Origin of the sequence: Providencia sp. wls1943, assembly GCF_009706275.1 — a bacterium.
Taxonomy (GTDB): domain Bacteria; phylum Pseudomonadota; class Gammaproteobacteria; order Enterobacterales; family Enterobacteriaceae; genus Providencia; species Providencia zhijiangensis.
Genome location: NZ_WLTU01000017.1, coordinates 216,420 through 233,435, shown reverse-complemented (window position 1 = coordinate 233,435; position 17,016 = coordinate 216,420). Strand labels below are relative to the sequence as shown.

General features: G+C 42.8%; 16 protein-coding genes. 4 read left to right on the top strand and 12 right to left on the bottom strand.

Annotation, left to right across the window (positions count from 1 at the left end):
* The first annotated feature begins 275 nt into the window (after positions 1 to 275).
* Complete coding sequence (locus GKR48_RS08590; RefSeq protein WP_154627760.1) at positions 276 to 1,862, top strand: methyl-accepting chemotaxis protein; 1,587 nt, start codon at positions 276 to 278, stop codon at positions 1,860 to 1,862.
* A gap of 68 nt (positions 1,863 to 1,930) precedes the next feature.
* Here the strand turns inward: GKR48_RS08590 and GKR48_RS08585 are convergent, their stop codons facing one another.
* The 12 genes from GKR48_RS08585 to acuI all read right to left on the bottom strand — a co-directional run bounded on the left by GKR48_RS08585 (position 1,931) and on the right by acuI (position 13,720).
* Positions 1,931 to 3,139 (bottom strand): ATP-grasp domain-containing protein, encoded by a 1,209-nt coding sequence (locus GKR48_RS08585; RefSeq protein WP_154627759.1) that lies wholly within the window; start codon positions 3,137 to 3,139, stop codon positions 1,931 to 1,933.
* Positions 3,111 to 4,262, bottom strand: a complete 1,152-nt coding sequence (locus GKR48_RS08580) for an MFS transporter (RefSeq protein WP_154627899.1) — start codon at positions 4,260 to 4,262, stop codon at positions 3,111 to 3,113. Before GKR48_RS08580 ends, GKR48_RS08585 begins: the two co-directional genes overlap by 29 nt.
* Positions 4,263 to 4,278: 16 nt before the next feature.
* The gene (locus GKR48_RS08575; RefSeq protein WP_154627758.1) at positions 4,279 to 5,301 is read right to left on the bottom strand and encodes a threonine aldolase family protein; all 1,023 of its coding nucleotides are present in this window, start codon (positions 5,299 to 5,301) and stop codon (positions 4,279 to 4,281) included.
* A 302-nt stretch (positions 5,302 to 5,603) separates the two neighbouring features.
* Positions 5,604 to 5,900, bottom strand: a complete 297-nt coding sequence (gene fis / locus GKR48_RS08570; protein WP_004258438.1) for a DNA-binding transcriptional regulator Fis — start codon at positions 5,898 to 5,900, stop codon at positions 5,604 to 5,606.
* Between the two features lie 14 nt (positions 5,901 to 5,914).
* Positions 5,915 to 6,892 carry a tRNA dihydrouridine synthase DusB gene (gene dusB, locus GKR48_RS08565; RefSeq protein WP_036956067.1) on the bottom strand — a complete coding sequence of 326 codons (978 nt, stop codon included), beginning with the start codon at positions 6,890 to 6,892 and terminating at the stop codon, positions 5,915 to 5,917.
* Between the two features lie 329 nt (positions 6,893 to 7,221).
* Positions 7,222 to 8,106, bottom strand: coding sequence for a 50S ribosomal protein L11 methyltransferase (gene prmA, locus GKR48_RS08560; protein ID WP_154627898.1), 885 nt, complete (start codon positions 8,104 to 8,106; stop codon positions 7,222 to 7,224).
* Between the two features lie 217 nt (positions 8,107 to 8,323).
* Positions 8,324 to 9,784, bottom strand: coding sequence for a sodium/pantothenate symporter (gene panF, locus GKR48_RS08555; RefSeq protein ID WP_154627757.1), 1,461 nt, complete (start codon positions 9,782 to 9,784; stop codon positions 8,324 to 8,326).
* Positions 9,774 to 10,016 (bottom strand): DUF997 family protein, encoded by a 243-nt coding sequence (locus GKR48_RS08550; protein ID WP_108478429.1) that lies wholly within the window; start codon positions 10,014 to 10,016, stop codon positions 9,774 to 9,776. The genes panF and GKR48_RS08550 overlap by 11 nt, the downstream gene beginning before the upstream one ends.
* A 176-nt stretch (positions 10,017 to 10,192) precedes the next feature.
* Entirely contained in the window at positions 10,193 to 11,539 is a 1,347-nt protein-coding gene (accC, locus tag GKR48_RS08545) for an acetyl-CoA carboxylase biotin carboxylase subunit (protein ID WP_154627756.1), read from the bottom strand.
* A gap of 12 nt (positions 11,540 to 11,551) precedes the next feature.
* The gene (accB, locus tag GKR48_RS08540; protein ID WP_154627755.1) at positions 11,552 to 12,022 is read right to left on the bottom strand and encodes an acetyl-CoA carboxylase biotin carboxyl carrier protein; all 471 of its coding nucleotides are present in this window, start codon (positions 12,020 to 12,022) and stop codon (positions 11,552 to 11,554) included.
* 18 nt (positions 12,023 to 12,040) lie between these two features.
* Positions 12,041 to 12,505, bottom strand: coding sequence for a type II 3-dehydroquinate dehydratase (aroQ, locus tag GKR48_RS08535; RefSeq protein WP_154627754.1), 465 nt, complete (start codon positions 12,503 to 12,505; stop codon positions 12,041 to 12,043).
* 234 nt (positions 12,506 to 12,739) lie between these two features.
* Positions 12,740 to 13,720 (bottom strand): acrylyl-CoA reductase (NADPH), encoded by a 981-nt coding sequence (acuI, locus tag GKR48_RS08530; RefSeq protein WP_154627753.1) that lies wholly within the window; start codon positions 13,718 to 13,720, stop codon positions 12,740 to 12,742.
* 614 nt (positions 13,721 to 14,334) lie between these two features.
* On the opposite strand from acuI, the gene GKR48_RS08525 reads away from it, so the two are divergent.
* From GKR48_RS08525 to mreD, 3 genes are all read left to right on the top strand, one after another.
* Entirely contained in the window at positions 14,335 to 15,378 is a 1,044-nt protein-coding gene (locus GKR48_RS08525) for a rod shape-determining protein (protein ID WP_006662897.1), read from the top strand.
* A gap of 87 nt (positions 15,379 to 15,465) precedes the next feature.
* Positions 15,466 to 16,449 (top strand): rod shape-determining protein MreC, encoded by a 984-nt coding sequence (gene mreC / locus GKR48_RS08520; RefSeq protein ID WP_154627752.1) that lies wholly within the window; start codon positions 15,466 to 15,468, stop codon positions 16,447 to 16,449.
* Positions 16,450 to 16,497: 48 nt separating this feature from the next.
* Positions 16,498 to 16,986, top strand: coding sequence for a rod shape-determining protein MreD (mreD, locus tag GKR48_RS08515; protein WP_154603467.1), 489 nt, complete (start codon positions 16,498 to 16,500; stop codon positions 16,984 to 16,986).
* Positions 16,987 to 17,016: the final 30 nt, after the last annotated feature.

The window sequence follows — 17,016 nt, the reverse complement described above, 5'->3', positions numbered from 1 at the left end:
CCTGATGATGGAGTTTGCTTACAGAAACAGAGCAATACTTTGGGAGGTCAATCACAAACTGGAATATAGGGTGATTGTATGAAAATAGAACGTCCGTGGATAAAAAACAGGCATTATGTCTCTAAAATCAATCATTAAGCTAATTTTTAATCGGATTATTTTGCGCTTTTTTTGATGTCTGAAAGTCAGAAAGCAATTGAAAATAATTAAATTTTTCTCTTTTACCGCCGATAAATTAAACAAAGATCATTTTATTTTATCAAAAGAGAAATTCCATGCAGAAACTTCGAAATTATTCAATACGTGCTGTGATGCTCGTACTACTTGGCATTTTATGCCTAAACCTTGGGGGCATAAGCCTGTATAGCGGTTGGTCCTTATCGCGCATTTCTGACGGTATCCATGTTGATCGACAACTGGTGAAACAGATGACGGTACTGAGTCAGGGCAATGACCAATATTTTCGTTTTGTTACTCGCTTAACCCGCGTGATGGAAACCAAAAATGAGGGCAAAGAAGGGGATTACGCTTTAGTCAAAGACGCGTTCGTGAATATGGAGCGTTATCTTGAGGAGATGAAGTCAATTTCCCCAGGCCCGATGGATAAAGCCATTTCCGACCAAGTGATAAATAGCTGGCAAGCGCTGCTCGATGAAGGCGTGAAACCACAATTAGCTATTTCCATGGGGGATGATAAAGCGGCTTATTTGGCTCATGCCCATAATGTCACACCTGCGTTGAGCCGTACATTCGGCGCGGCTATCACACAGTTTAACCAAACTGCGGATGTGATGATTGAACACACGCGGGAAGCGGTTGATGAGCATATGAATATGACGCGAGTAGTGATTATCATCGCGACCATTTTTGGTTTGCTCATTTTGATCTTCACTGACCGCTATTTGGCTAAGATGATGCAACGACCGCTGGAGCTGATCCGCCAATATTTCGATAAGATTGCGAAGGGGGATTTAAGCCAGCCAATCGAGCCATTTGGTCGTAACTGTGTCGGTAAACTTTTCCCATTATTAGAAGAGATGCAGAACAGTTTACGTGATGCGGTGTTGACGATCCGCAATGGTAGCGAAAGTATTTATCGCGGTGCGACAGAAATATCTAACGGCAATAGCGACCTTTCTTCTCGTACAGAAGAGCAAGCAGCAGCGTTGGAGGAGACCGCAGCGAGTATGGAGCAAATTACCGCAGCAGTGCAATTGAATGTGGAAAATACTCACCAAGCAAACCAGCTAGCTACAGAAGCGTTTGTAGTCGCAAATCAAGGGGATGCAATTGTTGAATCCGTTGTGAGCACAATGGATGAAATTTCTCAGAGCGCCAAGAAAATTTCTGACATTATCAGCATGATGAATGACATTAGCTTCCAGACAAATATTTTGGCATTGAATGCCTCTATTGAGGCCGCGAGAGCGGGTGTGCATGGACGAGGGTTTATGGTGGTTGCCGCTGAAGTACGTAAGCTGGCAAGTCACAGTGCTGATGCTGCGATGGAAATTGAAAAGCTCATTGCTGAATCGACTTCGTGTGTGGAAAAAGGAACGCATTTGGTTCATGAAATGGGTTCAACGATGAGTAATATTCTGCAAGGGATCAATGACGTGACTGCGATTATGAAGCAGATTACCACGGCATCTGAAGAGCAGAGTAAGGGGATAGAACAAGTGGGTGTCGCGATTACTCAAATGGATAATGTGACACAACAAAATGCGTCTTTGGTGGAACAAGTGGCAACCGCTGCAAGTTCGTTAGAGCATCAAACCGAAGAGTTACAAGAATCGGTGAGCAAGTTCCAGCTAACCTGCGATGGAAGTGCATTCACCGACGCCAAGGTTGTTGCCGCCTAATAGAGGCAAACTATCAAGTAACGGTAATCCATTTAGCCCAGTACAAACACAGGTTTGTACTGGGTTTTTTATTGATAGCTCATGGATATATTTTTGAGCCAATTTTCTGCCTTTTCTGCGGCTAAGTGTTGTGTAGGTGCTGTTGTAATCACATAACCAAGCCGGCTATAGCTATCTTTTAGTGTGTTGACATGCACAGGAGTAGGAACAAAATTAAACAATAACGGTAGATCTAAGTGGGAGTTTGCATGGAAATCAAGGATAGTTCCTTGTTTTTCGGAGGTTAAAAATCGAATAGACGCATACTGTTTGTTGAGCGTTAATGTGGGCGCATAGGTCATACCTTTTACATGTAACGCAAGATAGCATTCAATTAAATCAAACTCTGTTGATTGATAGCAAAGAGTGTCGATCATCCCACCGGCAACTCTTGGATTAATCTCAATAAGCTTTATTTCACCCTGATTAAGTTTAAATTCAACATGTGCGACCGTGTGGGATAACCCTACCTCAGTGAGCCACTCAATGATAGTTTTCGTGACGTCATCGATATCAAGGGATTCATCTGGAAAATCATGATCGATTTCTACGGCATATTGCCCAGATGTCGTGTATTTTTTTGTGATGCCCAGTATTTTCCATTCATCGCATTGCATGTCCCAATAAGCTTCGGCGCTGTATTCCTCCCCGCCAATAAATTCTTCGACAAGATAATATGGGGAGAGCAGATATCCGCGTTGGTTAACTCTAAACTCGGTTAATGCATGGACGGCAGCACGAGCTTCTTCCTCAGAGTAACACACAGTCACTTGGCTACTCCCACTGTCATCACAGGGTTTTATGACAACAGGGAATGGCATATTGTTAAGGTCAAATTTGTCATGGATATTGCAAACTTTGTAATGACAATTGGCATTCTGTTGGTGCAAATATTGTCTGGTTAGGTGCTTGTAGCGACACATCGTTAGGGCAATTAAATTCGGAGAGGGTAAACCGAGGGCGTGAGATACCGCGGCAGCGTTGACGAGCCGATAGTCATCAAAAGCCACGATACCTTGCGGATTATACTCGAGAGCATGACTGAGTATCGCTGCAATGGAATCGGTATTAACCTCTATAATTTCATTAACATAGAGTGTTGGGTTGTCAGCTAATTGAGCATAATAATTGCGTTCTTTGGTTAATAAAACGGTGTGATAACCGTTTTTTTTAGCCAGCTTAATGGCTTTGACACCTGTACCAGAGATATTACATTCGAGAAATAGGATGGTTTTCATCTGAGCGCCTTAAATGGATAGAGTATTCAGCAGTGAATAAAGAAATAAGTAATAAAAATAGGATAATAGGGATATAAGTATGTATTTGGACATCGTTTGCAATAATGCCAACATAGGCACCAAGGGACTCTGCTAATCCCCAGAAAAATAGGCAAATAGACAGTGAGAGTTTCTTGCGGGTAAATGGGCACTTCTCTATTGCAAGGCTATTGTTGTAAGGGCTCCAAATCAACTCGCTAAAGGTAAATAGGATGATTAATAAATAGAGCGAGACTAATGCATTGAAGTTTAAAAATAACAGCAAGATAGCAATCAAAATAAGGCTACATTTGTAGATGATAGTCTGGTGTGATTTTTTCTGTTTATCAATGAATTGAGTTACTTTAATTTGCAGAAGAATGATTATAGATGCATTCAAAGCGAACAAATAAGCAACACTGATATAGCTTCGTGCACCTTGGTAATGTAGCTCAAATAAGTAAGCTAAATTGCGAAAGACTAATCCCAACATAAAGAAGGGAATCGAGCTATAACAGAGAAAAAGTCCCCATGCTAAAAAGCGGGTGGTGGCTTCCGTTGGCTGACCTTGCATTGGCGAGGTATGCTTTTTATCCGTTAAGGTTAATGAGTACAGCGCAGCGACACACATAATGGCTGAAGGAAGAAAAATAACGCTCGAATATGAACCATGATAAAACCATTCCCCTGCTGCACCGCCTACAGCTGACGAAATATTAACAATGACATTCAATATTGAAAAATTCTTGACTCTTTGTGAATGATGACTATTTTCTGCAATAAATAAACTTGTACCCACATTGGCAATAGAAAAGCCCGCACCAATAAAGGCTGAGGATAACAGAAGGATATAAAAGCTTGAGGTGAAATAGATAGAAATAATAAATGATGAAGAAATCAAATAACTTAAGAAAAGTGTTCTCTTATAATTAATGAAATCAATAATAAAGTGAGTGAAAAGAGAAAATGAACGGCTAATAAAAAGGAATATAAGAATGATAATGGCGACATCATTCTCTTCGAGATTTTTTTCATTAATCAGATATAAAGAAAAAAAAGGTAGAAAACTGTAAAAAGAGATCCCCGATAAAAATCGAGTCGTCATGATTTTATTTATCATATTAAATATTTTTTATTTTTTTAAATAGAGGGGCAAGTTGATTGATCATAGCTTCCGTAATATTACTGCTGGTAACAAAACGCACAATATCGCTTGTCCAAGCGATAGCCAGTATCCCATCGTTTTTTAATGCTTGGACAACACGCCTGGCATCTGGTGTTTTTATCATGACAATATTGGTTTCAACAGGGTAAGCGAGTTGAAAATAGGTTGAAGCAATAGAGGCAAGATGAGCCGCATTTTGGTGATCCGTGCGTAGCTGGGACTCATAATGCTCTAATTTATTTAACGCAATGGCAGCAAGTAATCCCGATTGATGCAGCGCTCCACCATACCATTTTCGATACCGTTTAGCGTTTTCTATGTGGTGTTTACTGCCCACTAATACGGAGCCAAATGGCGCGCCAATGCCTTTAGAGAGACAGATATTAAGCAGGTCAACCTCTTTGACGTATTCTTCTGGGGAAAGTTTGAGAGAAATACAAGTATTGAGTACCCGTGCACCATCTAAAAATAGAGACATGCCCCTCTCAAGACACAATTTTTTGAGCTTTTTTATTTCTAAGAGGGGGAATACCATTCCTCCGTAGGTACTGATGCTACTTTCTATTGCGATCACTTGTGGGGTGGCATAAAGATTGGACCAACGAGCTTTACTGTTGATGGCTTGGATAACCTCGTCTTCGGTCAAAATACCATTTCGTGTTTTAATATTATTAATGATTAATCCGCTCAGTGCGGAGGTTTGTGAAGATTCGAAAAAACAGATGTGGTAACCGACTTCGGTAATCACTTCATTACCGAGTGAGGATAAAACTTTTAAGCCAATCTGATTACTCATGGTACCCGATGGCATAAATAGGGCACTTTCTTTATTAAAGGGTTCAGATATATAGGACTCTAATTTTTGGACATAAATATCTTCATTGTAACAATCATCACTAATATAATTATAATTTATATTATTTAAATCTTCTTTATTTAGCCTCGTTAGTGTATCACTTCTTAAATCAATCATTGTCATTTAAATCCTTTTCAAATTTTATGGTTAATTTCGAATGATGAGAAATAAAAGGTTTTTGAATTTATAAAGCTAAATAAAAAATGGCAAGAGATAAAAAATAGGATTCTATGAACTGTGATGATGCTCATAAATAAAGTACCAGATTAAAACGAGGCTGATTTATTTATTAAATCAATAATTTTTGTATTAAAAAGAAGAGTGATTATTGAAATGTATAGCAAGATGTGCAAATCGATGAGAACAAAAAAGCCCTTTCTAAAATCAGAAAGGGCTTCTAAAAACACTGCATTAACCGACTAGGATTAGTTCATGCCGTATTTTTTCAGTTTCTTACGCAGAGTTCCGCGGTTGATACCCATCATCAGGGCTGCACGGGTCTGATTTCCACGGGTATATTGCATAACCATGTCCAACAAAGGCTGTTCTACCTCAGCCAATACCAGCTCATATAAATCGTTAACATCTTGATTATTTAATTGAGCAAAATAGTTCTTCAGTGCTTGCTTAACTGAGTCACGTAACGGTTTTTGAGTTACTTGATCTTGTGAATTTACAGTTGCAACGGTTAGTACGTCAGAATTTACGCGTTGTTCGAACATAGTTCTGTCAGCTCTTATCTTTTATTTACGCAAAAATTTTCAAAAAATGCTTCCAACACCTCCAGCTGTTCGCTGGCATCCTCAATGGCGTTGAAGGAGCGCCGAAACTGGTCATCAGGTGCATGTTCTTGTAAGTACCAAGAAACATGTTTGCGCGCTATACGGGCTCCCTTGCCTTGACCATAAAAGTCGTGCAGTTCCCGTACATGCCCTAACATAATGCTTTTCACGTCTGCCATAGGCATCGGTGGCAATATTTCACCTGTGTCCAGATAATGTTGGATTTCCCGAAAGATCCAAGGTCTTCCCTGAGCTGCTCGTCCTACCATCAAGGCATCCGCCCCTGTGTAGTCTAAAACAGCCCTGGCTTTTAGCGGGTCAGTAATGTCGCCATTGGCAATAACCGGAATGGAAACAGTCTGCTTAACTGCCCGAATGTTGTCATATTCAGCTTCACCGTTGAACAGACAGGCTCTGGTTCTGCCATGAATGGTCAGGGCTTGAATACCACAATCTTCGGCCAATTGGGCAATCTCTATGCAGTTACGCTCTTCAGGTGACCAGCCTGTGCGGATTTTCAGTGTGACTGGCACATCCACAGCGTTTACAACGGTTTCCAGGATTGATTTTACAATCTCCGGATAACGCAGTAAGGCTGAGCCTGCAAGCTTACGATTCACTTTTTTAGCTGGGCAGCCCATATTGATATCAATGATTTGAGCGCCGCTCTCAACGTTAATTTGAGCTGCTGCGGCCATTTCATCGGGATCATTGCCAGCTATTTGAACGGAACGTACCCCGAGTTCATCGCGGTGAACCATCCTGAGTCTCGATTTATCTGTCTTCCAAACTTGTGGGTTAGAAGAAAGCATCTCCGATACCGTCATTCCAGCACCCATCGCATAACACAGGGACCTAAACGGTTTATCTGTGATGCCTGCCATGGGGGCAGCAATAAGACAGTTTCTCAACTGATATTGTCCGATTCGCATAACTAAATGGGGGCCATACTGTGACTGCAAGGGCGCGTATATTACGCATTTTTTACGAGATATGAAAGGACAAACTTTGAGCAAACGGTTATTTATCACTAACTTTTTTATCTTGCTTTTTCGAAAATAATAAAATTAGTGTTATTTAACAAGTTGTTAGGTGTTTTTTAACAACAAGCGCTAAAAATAACGATTACTTTGAATATCCAAGACTCACTTCTCGAGCAGAACAGATTATCATCAGCTATTGAGCAATATTTGAGCTGTAAGATAATCCATTCTGCAATTAATTTCAAAGAAATTATTCTTTGATTTTTACCGCAAATCCATTAAAAATGCTTGACACCAGTGATACGGCACCACTCATCTTTCTCTGCAACAGGGTCAATATTGAAGTCGGCACGATAAGCATCAGCAACACTTTCAGCTTGGCTGGCTAATACGCCAGATAAGCCTAAATGACCACCGGCACGCGGCAGCACACTGATCATCGGAGCAAGCTCACGCAGTGGGCCTGCAAGGATGTTAGCGACCACAACATCGGCTTGAAGGTCTTGAGGTTGGTCTTTGGGTAAATAGAGCGACAGACGCTCTGAGACGCCGTTACGTTCTGCATTATCACGGCTCGCGAGGATAGCTTGTGGATCGATATCGATCCCGATCGCTTGCGCTGCACCGAGTTTTAATGCTGCGATAGCTAAGATCCCGGATCCGCAACCAAAGTCGATAACCGTCTTGCCTTCAAGATCCAATCCATCGAGCCATTCAAGGCATAATGACGTCGTCGGATGGGTTCCCGTACCGAATGCTAAGCCAGGATCTAGCATCACGTTAACCGCGGTAGGATCTGGCACATCGCGCCAGCTAGGGCAGATCCATAAACGTTGTCCAAAGCGCATTGGGTGGAAGTTATCCATCCATTCACGTTCCCAATCTTTATCTTCGATTTGTTCGATTTTATGAACAAAGCCAGCGCCGAGTAATGGGCTATTTTCTAACTGAGCGACCACCCATTTCATATCGGTTTCAGCGTCATACAGACCAATAACGTCAGTATCGCCCCACAGGCGAGTTTCTCCCGGAAGCGGCTCGAAAACAGGGGTATCATGGCTGTCTTGGAAGGTGACGGACACGGAGCCTGTTTCCATGAGTTCATCGCCAAGGGCTTCTGCGTCTTTGGCGTTTGAGTTTAGTTTGATTTGTATCCAAGGCATTGTTTTTTCTCTTCTAGGATGCTCGTCATTCTTCACGCCATAGCGTTGTTGGCTGCGCTCGCTAACCCTAGTCACATACTTGTGTATGCTCCTTGAGATTAGCTCGTTTGCCGCCTAGCTATGACGTGAATTATTTAGAGCACTAAAATGGTTTGCTATGTTTCACGTCAATATTGAGAACATTGCATTTGTTCATTTACATGAGGTAAAGCCAAAATCAATGAGTGCTAGTTACCTGTTCGTTTGGTGCCGATTGTACTGGATTTTTGCCAAAAAGGTTACCGATCAAAAAGGCAATTAAGCTCAGAACTAGTGATGGCACAATAGCGTGGAAGCCCATAATTTCAATTTTGAATGAGGCGAAGATGGCGTAGCAAACACCGCCAACAATCATGCCACTCAGGGCGCCAGTGCCGTTGGCTTTTTCCCAATATAATCCGAGAACCAGTGGCCACAGGAATACCGCTTCTAATCCACCAAAAGCTAATAAATTCAGCCAGATAATCATTTGTGGAGGGTTCCACGCAGCAATCAATAATAGCGCGCCTAAAATTAACGTTGAGAAGCTGGAAATGCGCGCCAGTTTTTTCTCATTTTTAATTTGTTCAGGTGCGGCGTTAAGGTAGATATCTTTCACGATCGTCGCCGAAGATTGTAGTAACTGGGCGTTAATGGTGGACATAATTGCGGCCATTGGTGCTGCTAGGAAAATCCCCGCGGCAAATGGCGGAAGAACCTGAACCATCAAGGTTGGGATCACTTGGTCTGGAATGGTTAAATCCGGCAGTATGGCACGCCCTAAGGCGCCCGCGAAGTGCATACCAAACATCAAGATTGCCATCACAATGGTACCGAGAATAATACCTTTATGGACGGCTTTGCTGTCTTTGTAGGAAATACAACGCACTGCGGTATGCGGTAATCCGATAACCCCAAAACAGACTAACACCCAGAATGAGGCCATAAATGGCCCGCTTAGGATATCGTTCGCACCTTCAGGGGAGACTAATTTCGGGTCGATGGCGTGCATTTTTTCTACAGCGGCTGGTAAACCACCTGCATGGTAAATAATGGCAACGAGCAAAATAACGGTGCCAAGCAACATAACCAGCCCTTGTAAGGCATCGTTAAGAACACTGGCTCGGAAGCCTCCAATCGCGGTATATAGCGCGATAGAGACGCCAAAAATTATTAATCCGTAGGTATAAGGAATGCCGGCCGCCGTTTCGAGTAGTCGCGCGCCACCGATAAACTGCACCGTCATTGCCCCAAAAAAAGCCACTAATAAACTTACGCTAGCAAACCAAACGAGAAAACGGCTTTGGTAACGGGCGTAGAGCATGTCGTTAAGGGTAACTGCATTGTAGCGGCGAGCTAAGATGGCAAATTTTTTGCCAAGTACGCCTAAGGAGAGCCAGATCGCAGGCAGTTGGATCATGGCGAGGAGTACCCAGCCTAACCCGTATTTGTAGGCGGCACCGGGACCACCGATGAAGGAGCTGGCGCTGATGTAGGTTGCGGTGATGGTCATGGCTAAAACAAAGCCGCCCATCGAGCGATTACCTAGAAAATACTCATTAAGAAATTCGCCTTTCGTGCGTTTTTTATAAGCGTAGAGCGAAAGGAGAAAAACGAGGAGCAGATAGCCGATTAAGGGCAGAAGAACTTCAGTCTGCATCTTTCTCCTCCAACGAGATATCTTTGAATACGAGTTTAACCATCATGATGCATAGCAAAATAAAGATGATAGGGAGAATCAGACATGACCATTCAAACCATAACGGTAATCCGGTAACACCAAGTGTGTTACTGGGTAGATAAGCACAAAGTACCCAACCTATCATGTAGGCAATAGTCAGATATAGCGCCCAACGAGCTTCCCTGTTTGATTGAAGAAAACGTTTGTCCATCCGCTTTTCCTCCTCATGTTGACAAAAATAATCGGGGATTGTACGACAATCTGAAGGGGGAGTGTGAAAAATAGCGTAATAAAACCGATAATCCCGCCATTTATAGGCAAAAAAATACCGGAAATTGACTTTCCGGTATTTGTTTTTAATGACGAAAATGTCGATTATTCAGGGGATTATTCTTGAATACCGAGTTTTTTCTCCAAATAGTGGATGTTGGTTCCACCTTTGGCAAAGTTTTCATCATTCATGATCATCTGTTGTAATTCGATGTTGGTTTTAATCCCATCGATGATCAGTTCGTTCAGCGCGTTCTTCATACGAGCAATCGCGATTTCACGAGTTTCACCGTAAGTGATTAATTTACCAATCATTGAGTCATAGAACGGAGGAACAGAGTAGCCTGCGTAAATATGAGATTCCCAACGAACACCGAAGCCACCCGGAGAGTGGAAACGAGTGATTTTACCTGGGCTAGGCAGGAATGTGTGCGGGTCTTCTGCGTTGATACGACACTCAATCGCATGACCGTGAACATTGATCTGATCCTGAGTCACAGATAATGGTAAACCAGAAGCTACACGCAGCTGTTCTTTGATTAAGTCAACGCCGGTGATCATTTCGGTCACTGGGTGCTCAACCTGAATACGGGTGTTCATTTCGATGAAATAGAATTCGCCGTTTTCAAATAAGAACTCAAAAGTACCTGCGCCACGATAGCCGATTTCGATACAGGCTTTCGCACAGCGTTCACCGATATTACGGCGAATTTCTGGGGTGATCCCCGGTGCTGGTGCTTCTTCAACCACTTTTTGGTGGCGGCGCTGCATTGAACAGTCACGTTCAGCTAAATAAACAGCATGACCTTGACCATCTGCCATCACTTGGATTTCAACGTGACGTGGGTTTTCAAGGAATTTCTCCATGTAAACCATGTCGTTGTTGAATGCGGCTTTTGCTTCTGCACGGGTCAGGTTAATGGAAGATTCTAAATCTTTCTCATTATGAACCACACGCATACCACGACCACCACCACCACCAGATGCTTTGATGATGACTGGGAAGCCGATGCGTTTAGCAATTGCTTTGTTCTTTTCAGTGTCGTTACCCAGTGGACCGTCAGAACCCGGTACACAAGGAACGCCTGCTTTTTTCATCGCGCTAATTGCAGAAACCTTGTCGCCCATTAGGCGGATGGTTTCAGCTTTTGGGCCGATAAAAATGAAGCCTGATTGTTCTACTTGCTCTGCAAAGTCAGCGTTTTCAGACAGGAAACCGTATCCTGGGTGAATCGCCTGTGCGCCTGAAATTTCAGCCGCGGCAATGATTGCAGGGATATTCAAGTAGCTTTTTGCCGATGCGGCTGGACCAATACAAATAGTTTCGTCTGCCAGCAATACGTGTTTTAAATCTCTATCTGCCGTGGAGTGAACCGCAACAGTTTTGATGCCGAGTTCTTTACATGCACGCAGAATACGCAGTGCAATTTCTCCACGGTTTGCGATAACAATTTTTTCCAGCATGGAAACGCCTCGTTATTCGATGACAACTAATGGCTCGTCAAATTCTATTGCATCACCGTTTTGCAACAAAATAGCTTTAACAACACCAGCTTTATCTGCTTCGATTTGGTTCATCATTTTCATCGCTTCAACGATGCAAAGAGGATCGCCAATTTTGACTGTTTGACCAACTTCAACGAATGGTTTTGCTTCTGGGCTAGGTGAGCGGTAGAAAGTACCAACCATTGGTGAGCGAACTTGGTGACCAGAAACTGCCGCAGGTGCTGCTGGAGCCGCTGCTTCTTGTGCTGGAGCAACCGCGTTAGCTAATGCAGGTTGTTGAGCAACTGGTGCTGAGTAGAACTGTTGAGGTGCAGCCATCATTTGAGATGCTGGTGATACACGACTGATACGTACTGACTCTTCACCTTCAGAAATTTCCAGTTCAGAAATGCCAGACTCTTCAACAAGCTCGATCAGCTTTTTAATTTTACGAATATCCATGGATATGATTCCGTACTCTTATATTTGGATTGAATTAATTAGTCGCACACGGTTAACCGCGGCTTGTAATGCAAAACTGTAACCATCTGCGCCAAGACCACAAATAACTCCATTAGACATATCGGAGAAATAGGAGTGATGACGAAAGGGTTCTCTAGCATAAATATTAGACAGATGGATCTCGATAAATGGGATACAAACTGCTAATAGCGCATCACGCAGAGCAACACTTGTATGCGTGAATGCGGCCGGGTTGATTATTATGTAATCAACATTACCTTGTGCTGCATGAATTCTATCGATAAGTTCATGCTCTGCATTTGACTGAAAATGGCTCAGTTTCACCCCTAATTTTTCTGCTTCTTGCATCAGGTTCGATACAATTTCAGAAAGCGGTCGAGCCCCATATTTCTCAGGTTCTCTGGAACCCAGCATATTTAAGTTCGGGCCGTTAAGGAGCAAAATATGAGTATCTTCTGTCATTGTGTTGCTAACTCCGACGATATGTCAATAATCCGACAACATAACGCGATGTCGACGGTTTGTCATCTTTTATCATAAAAATAAATAGATTTTCCACTGACAAGGAAGAGCATTATAATTATTTCGTTGCATATAGCAGCAAAATACTGGTCTTATCAGAGAAATTACCCGAATTTATTTTATAAATTGTGCCGTAACCCACATTGTGGCGACACAATTACGTGTGTTGATGATTTAATTTTGAAGATTTACTAGGGTACGCCCAGTGACTTCGTTTTTTAAGAGTTTTTTTGCATATTCCACACACTCTTCTAAGGATATCTCTCTGCTGACTTGTCCATAAAACGTGTCAGGCAAGAGTTGTGCTAATCGTTCCCACACTTTTGAGCGTTTAGCTGCAGGGTAGTAAACCGAATCGACCCCTTGTAGACGAATATTGCGTAAAATGAATGGCATAACGGTTGTTGGCAGTGAGAACCCGCCAGCCAGTCCGCAGGCCGCAACCGCACCATTATAATTCACTTGCGCCAAGATATTGGCGAGCACGTCACCACCAACGGTGTCGACTGCACCCGCCCAACGTTGTTTATCTAATGGCTTCGCGGGATGCGTAAATTCACTGCGTGGAAGCACACTCTTTGCGCCAATTCGCAGCAAATAGTCATGATTTTCTTCTCGCCCTGAAATAGCGACAACGTGGTAGCCTAATAAAGACAGTAGTTGAGTGGCAATACTTCCGACTCCACCACTGGCACCACTTACTACAATTTCGCCACTTTCAGGGGTAATGCCTGCCTCTTCAAGCGCGTTAACACAGAGCATCGCGGTAAATCCTGCGGTACCAATAACCATGGCGTGTTTCAGTGATAATGATTCAGGAAGAGGCGTTAAATAATCTGTGGGGACTTTTGCTTGTGTGGCGAGTCCACCCCAATGTGTTTCGCCAACTCCCCATCCTGTTAATAGTACGTGTTGGCCAATATGAAAGCGGGGATCTTCACTGTGATGAACGATGCCTGAGAAGTCAATTCCGGGCACCATTGGATATTGACGGACAACGCCAGCTTTTCCATTAATAGCTAGCGCATCTTTATAGTTAATTGTCGACCAATGAATATCGACGATGACATCGCCAGCGGGTAATGACTCAGTAGGTACATTAAGGATTTCTGGGACGATTTTATCGTCTTGTTGCTGTAAAACGAGCGCTTTCATGATCCACCCCTAATTTTATGATTAAATAAGTGTTTTTTTTAATTTACACACAGGTAAAATCGTTTTCATTGACGTCAGAATGGTATTCACACTATTACTTATGTAATTAATTTGTAAAAATGCATTTTTTTCTGGCATAACTAGGCTTTTATCATGCAAAATGTCCTACTTTGACGAATACATCAGCGTGTCGACATGGTTATGGCTTAATTTAAAGTTGATAATAGAATCAGCGAAATTTAAGTTCACTTATTTTGTTGTTAAAAAGCTAGATGTATAGCAATAATTAAAATATAAAAAATTTATTTGAACTTGTAGACATAATCGCTTGTCACACTGGGAAGAACGCAAAGATGGAGTATATAACAACCAGAGGTTGTCTGTTTATTGTGCGCGAATGATGGGTTATTTTGGATGCATATGAATTAAGGGCAATTTTCGAGGTTTTTATCTGCTTCGTTTTGTTATAGAAGCATGTACGATTTTAGTATGTGAAAATAGATGAATTAACCATATTTATGAAGTGATTGATTTACGCCTTGAGGCAGCTTCAAGTGGTTGGTAGAGTAGACGGGTTTTTATTCGTCCCCAGCTTGCAGGATAATCCTTTCGTTATGTTTAAAAAATTTCGTGGCATGTTTTCTAATGACCTGTCAATTGACTTGGGTACGGCCAATACCCTCATTTATGTCAAAGGACAAGGCGTCAAATTAAATGAACCCTCTGTAGTTGCAATTCGTCAGGATCGCGCAGGCTCGCCAAAAAGCGTGGCAGCGGTTGGTGGTGAAGCGAAACAGATGCTGGGACGTACACCGGGTAACATTTCTGCAATTCGACCAATGAAAGATGGTGTGATTGCAGACTTTTTCTTAACTGAAAAAATGTTACAACACTTTATCAAGCAAGTTCATAGCAACAGCTTCCTGCGTCCAAGCCCTCGTGTTTTAGTCTGTGTGCCTGTTGGTGCAACTCAAGTTGAACGTAAAGCTATCCGTGAATCTGCATTAAGTGCAGGTGCCCGCGAAGTTTTCTTAATTGAAGAGCCAATGGCAGCGGCAATCGGTGCTGGTTTACCTGTCTCTGAAGCAACAGGTTCGATGGTTGTCGATATCGGTGGTGGTACCACTGAAGTCGCAGTTATCTCCCTGAACGGTGTTGTTTACTCTTCTTCTGTACGCATTGGTGGTGACCGTTTTGACGAGTCAATTATCAACTATGTACGCCGTAATTATGGTTCCTTAATTGGTGAAGCAACGGCTGAGCGCATTAAGCATGGTATCGGCTCTGCTTTCCCAACAGATGAAGTTTATGAAATTGAAGTTCGCGGTCGTAACTTGGCTGAAGGTGTGCCTCGCGGATTCAAAATGAACTCCAACGAAATTTTAGAAGCATTACAAGAGCCACTGACCGGTATCGTGAGTGCGGTAATGTTAGCGTTAGAACAGTGCCCACCAGAATTAGCGTCTGATATCTCAGAGCGCGGTATGGTATTAACGGGTGGTGGTGCTCTTCTGCGTAATTTAGATCGTTTATTAATGGAAGAGACTGGCATTCCGGTCATCGTTGCTGAAGATCCTTTAACTTGCGTTGCTCGTGGCGGCGGTAAAGCGTTAGAGATGATTGACATGCACGGCGGTGACCTGTTTAGCGAAGACTAAATCACGCCATAAGCAACTGGAGTTTTTTAGCTCCAGTTGCTTTGACTATTTTTTTATTCTCCGACCATTAGCGAAACTTAGCCATACATGAAGCCAATTTTTAGGCGAGGTCCTTCCCTACAGTTACGCATTTTTATTGCAGTGATAATTGCATTGGTGCTGGTGGTGATTGACCATCGATTTGAGCCTTTCAATAAAATCCGTAATTATTTAGACACGGCGGTTAGCCCATTCTATTTTTTAGCTAACGGGCCACGTCAATTCCTCGATAATATCTCTGACACCCTTTCAACGCGGGATCAACTCCAGTTTGAGAATAAAGCCCTGCGCCAAGAGTTATTATTAAAAAAAGCGGATAACTTGCTGCTTGAGCAACTCAAACAAGAAAATGCCCGCTTACGCGAACTGTTAGGTTCCCCATTACGCCAAGATGAACACATGATGGTGACACAAGTCATTTCAGGTGCGAACACGCCTTATCGCGACCAAGTCGTAATAAATAAAGGCAGTAATGACGGTGTTTATGAAGGTCAGCCAGTTATCAGTGATAAAGGCGTGGTAGGTCAGGTCGTTGGTACCAGTAATTTTAATAGCCGCGTTTTATTAATTTGCGATACTGCTCATGCATTACCTGTACAAGTCTTGCGTAATGATATCCGTGTTATTGCTGCGGGTTCAGGTTGTGCGGATGATCTGCAATTAGAGCCACTTCCAGGAAATACTGACATTCGTGTTGGTGATGTGTTAGTGACTTCGGGCTTAGGTGGGCGATTCCCTGAGGGGTATCCTGTCGCGGTTGTTTCAGCGGTGAAGCATGATACTCAACGTGCCTATACCATCATCTCTGCAAGACCAAGCGCTGAGTTACAACGTCTACGTTATTTACTCCTGCTGTGGGGCAATGAAAATGATCCGAAAACCCCATTACAGCCATCCGATGTTTACCGTGCTGCAAATGAGCGTTTAATGAAAGTGTTGCCGCAGGTGTTACCAACGCCGAGCGAAATTCAAGGACCACCATTACCGCCGTCCATGCAACCTGCACAGCCTCAACCTCAACCTCAACCATAAGATAGAGTGAGGGAAACGGTATGATGAAAGGATGGAGAGGAAATCATAATGGATGAGTATCGCGGCAATGGGCGCATCATTATCTGGCTATCTTTTTTTATAGCACTGATTTTGCAGGTAATGCCTTGGCCTGAACAATTGGCATTTTACCGACCATCATGGTTACTGTTGATTTTAATATACTGGGTAATGGCATTACCGCATCGCGTCAGTGTGGGCACTAGCTTTATCTTAGGAATTATTGTCGATTCTATTCAAGGATCAGCGCTGGGCGTACATGCGCTCTCCTTCAGCATCATTTGTTATCTCGTGGCATACAAGCATCAGCTTTTACGTAACATGGCACTGTGGCAGCAAGCTTTGATTATTGTTGCATTAACGGTGGTGCAAGACCTTGCCGTATTCTGGGGTGAATTTCTTTCATCACAAGTCTTATTCCACCCGCAAGTATTCTGGAATAGTTTGGTGAATGGTATTCTGTGGCCATGGTTATTTTTACTGTTACGAAAAATTCGCCGTCAATTTTCAGTATGTTAAGATTGTGGCCGTTGATGATAACTGGAATGA

Excerpts from the sequence above, each read along its gene's own strand:
- dusB (WP_036956067.1), bottom strand. The coding sequence starts at position 6,892 with ATGCGAATCGGACAATATCAGTTGAGAAACTGTCTTATTGCTGCCCCC.
- GKR48_RS08575 (WP_154627758.1), bottom strand. The coding sequence starts at position 5,301 with ATGACAATGATTGATTTAAGAAGTGATACACTAACGAGGCTAAATAAA.
- GKR48_RS08550 (WP_108478429.1), bottom strand. The coding sequence starts at position 10,016 with ATGGACAAACGTTTTCTTCAATCAAACAGGGAAGCTCGTTGGGCGCTA.
- accB (WP_154627755.1), bottom strand. The coding sequence starts at position 12,022 with ATGGATATTCGTAAAATTAAAAAGCTGATCGAGCTTGTTGAAGAGTCT.
- fis (WP_004258438.1), bottom strand. The coding sequence starts at position 5,900 with ATGTTCGAACAACGCGTAAATTCTGACGTACTAACCGTTGCAACTGTA.
- aroQ (WP_154627754.1), bottom strand. The coding sequence starts at position 12,505 with ATGACAGAAGATACTCATATTTTGCTCCTTAACGGCCCGAACTTAAAT.
- GKR48_RS08525 (WP_006662897.1), top strand. The coding sequence starts at position 14,335 with ATGTTTAAAAAATTTCGTGGCATGTTTTCTAATGACCTGTCAATTGAC.
- panF (WP_154627757.1), bottom strand. The coding sequence starts at position 9,784 with ATGCAGACTGAAGTTCTTCTGCCCTTAATCGGCTATCTGCTCCTCGTT.
- GKR48_RS08590 (WP_154627760.1), top strand. The coding sequence starts at position 276 with ATGCAGAAACTTCGAAATTATTCAATACGTGCTGTGATGCTCGTACTA.
- accC (WP_154627756.1), bottom strand. The coding sequence starts at position 11,539 with ATGCTGGAAAAAATTGTTATCGCAAACCGTGGAGAAATTGCACTGCGT.
- mreC (WP_154627752.1), top strand. The coding sequence starts at position 15,466 with ATGAAGCCAATTTTTAGGCGAGGTCCTTCCCTACAGTTACGCATTTTT.
- mreD (WP_154603467.1), top strand. The coding sequence starts at position 16,498 with ATGGATGAGTATCGCGGCAATGGGCGCATCATTATCTGGCTATCTTTT.
- GKR48_RS08580 (WP_154627899.1), bottom strand. The coding sequence starts at position 4,262 with ATGACGACTCGATTTTTATCGGGGATCTCTTTTTACAGTTTTCTACCT.
- prmA (WP_154627898.1), bottom strand. The coding sequence starts at position 8,106 with ATGCCTTGGATACAAATCAAACTAAACTCAAACGCCAAAGACGCAGAA.
- acuI (WP_154627753.1), bottom strand. The coding sequence starts at position 13,720 with ATGAAAGCGCTCGTTTTACAGCAACAAGACGATAAAATCGTCCCAGAA.
- GKR48_RS08585 (WP_154627759.1), bottom strand. The coding sequence starts at position 3,139 with ATGAAAACCATCCTATTTCTCGAATGTAATATCTCTGGTACAGGTGTC.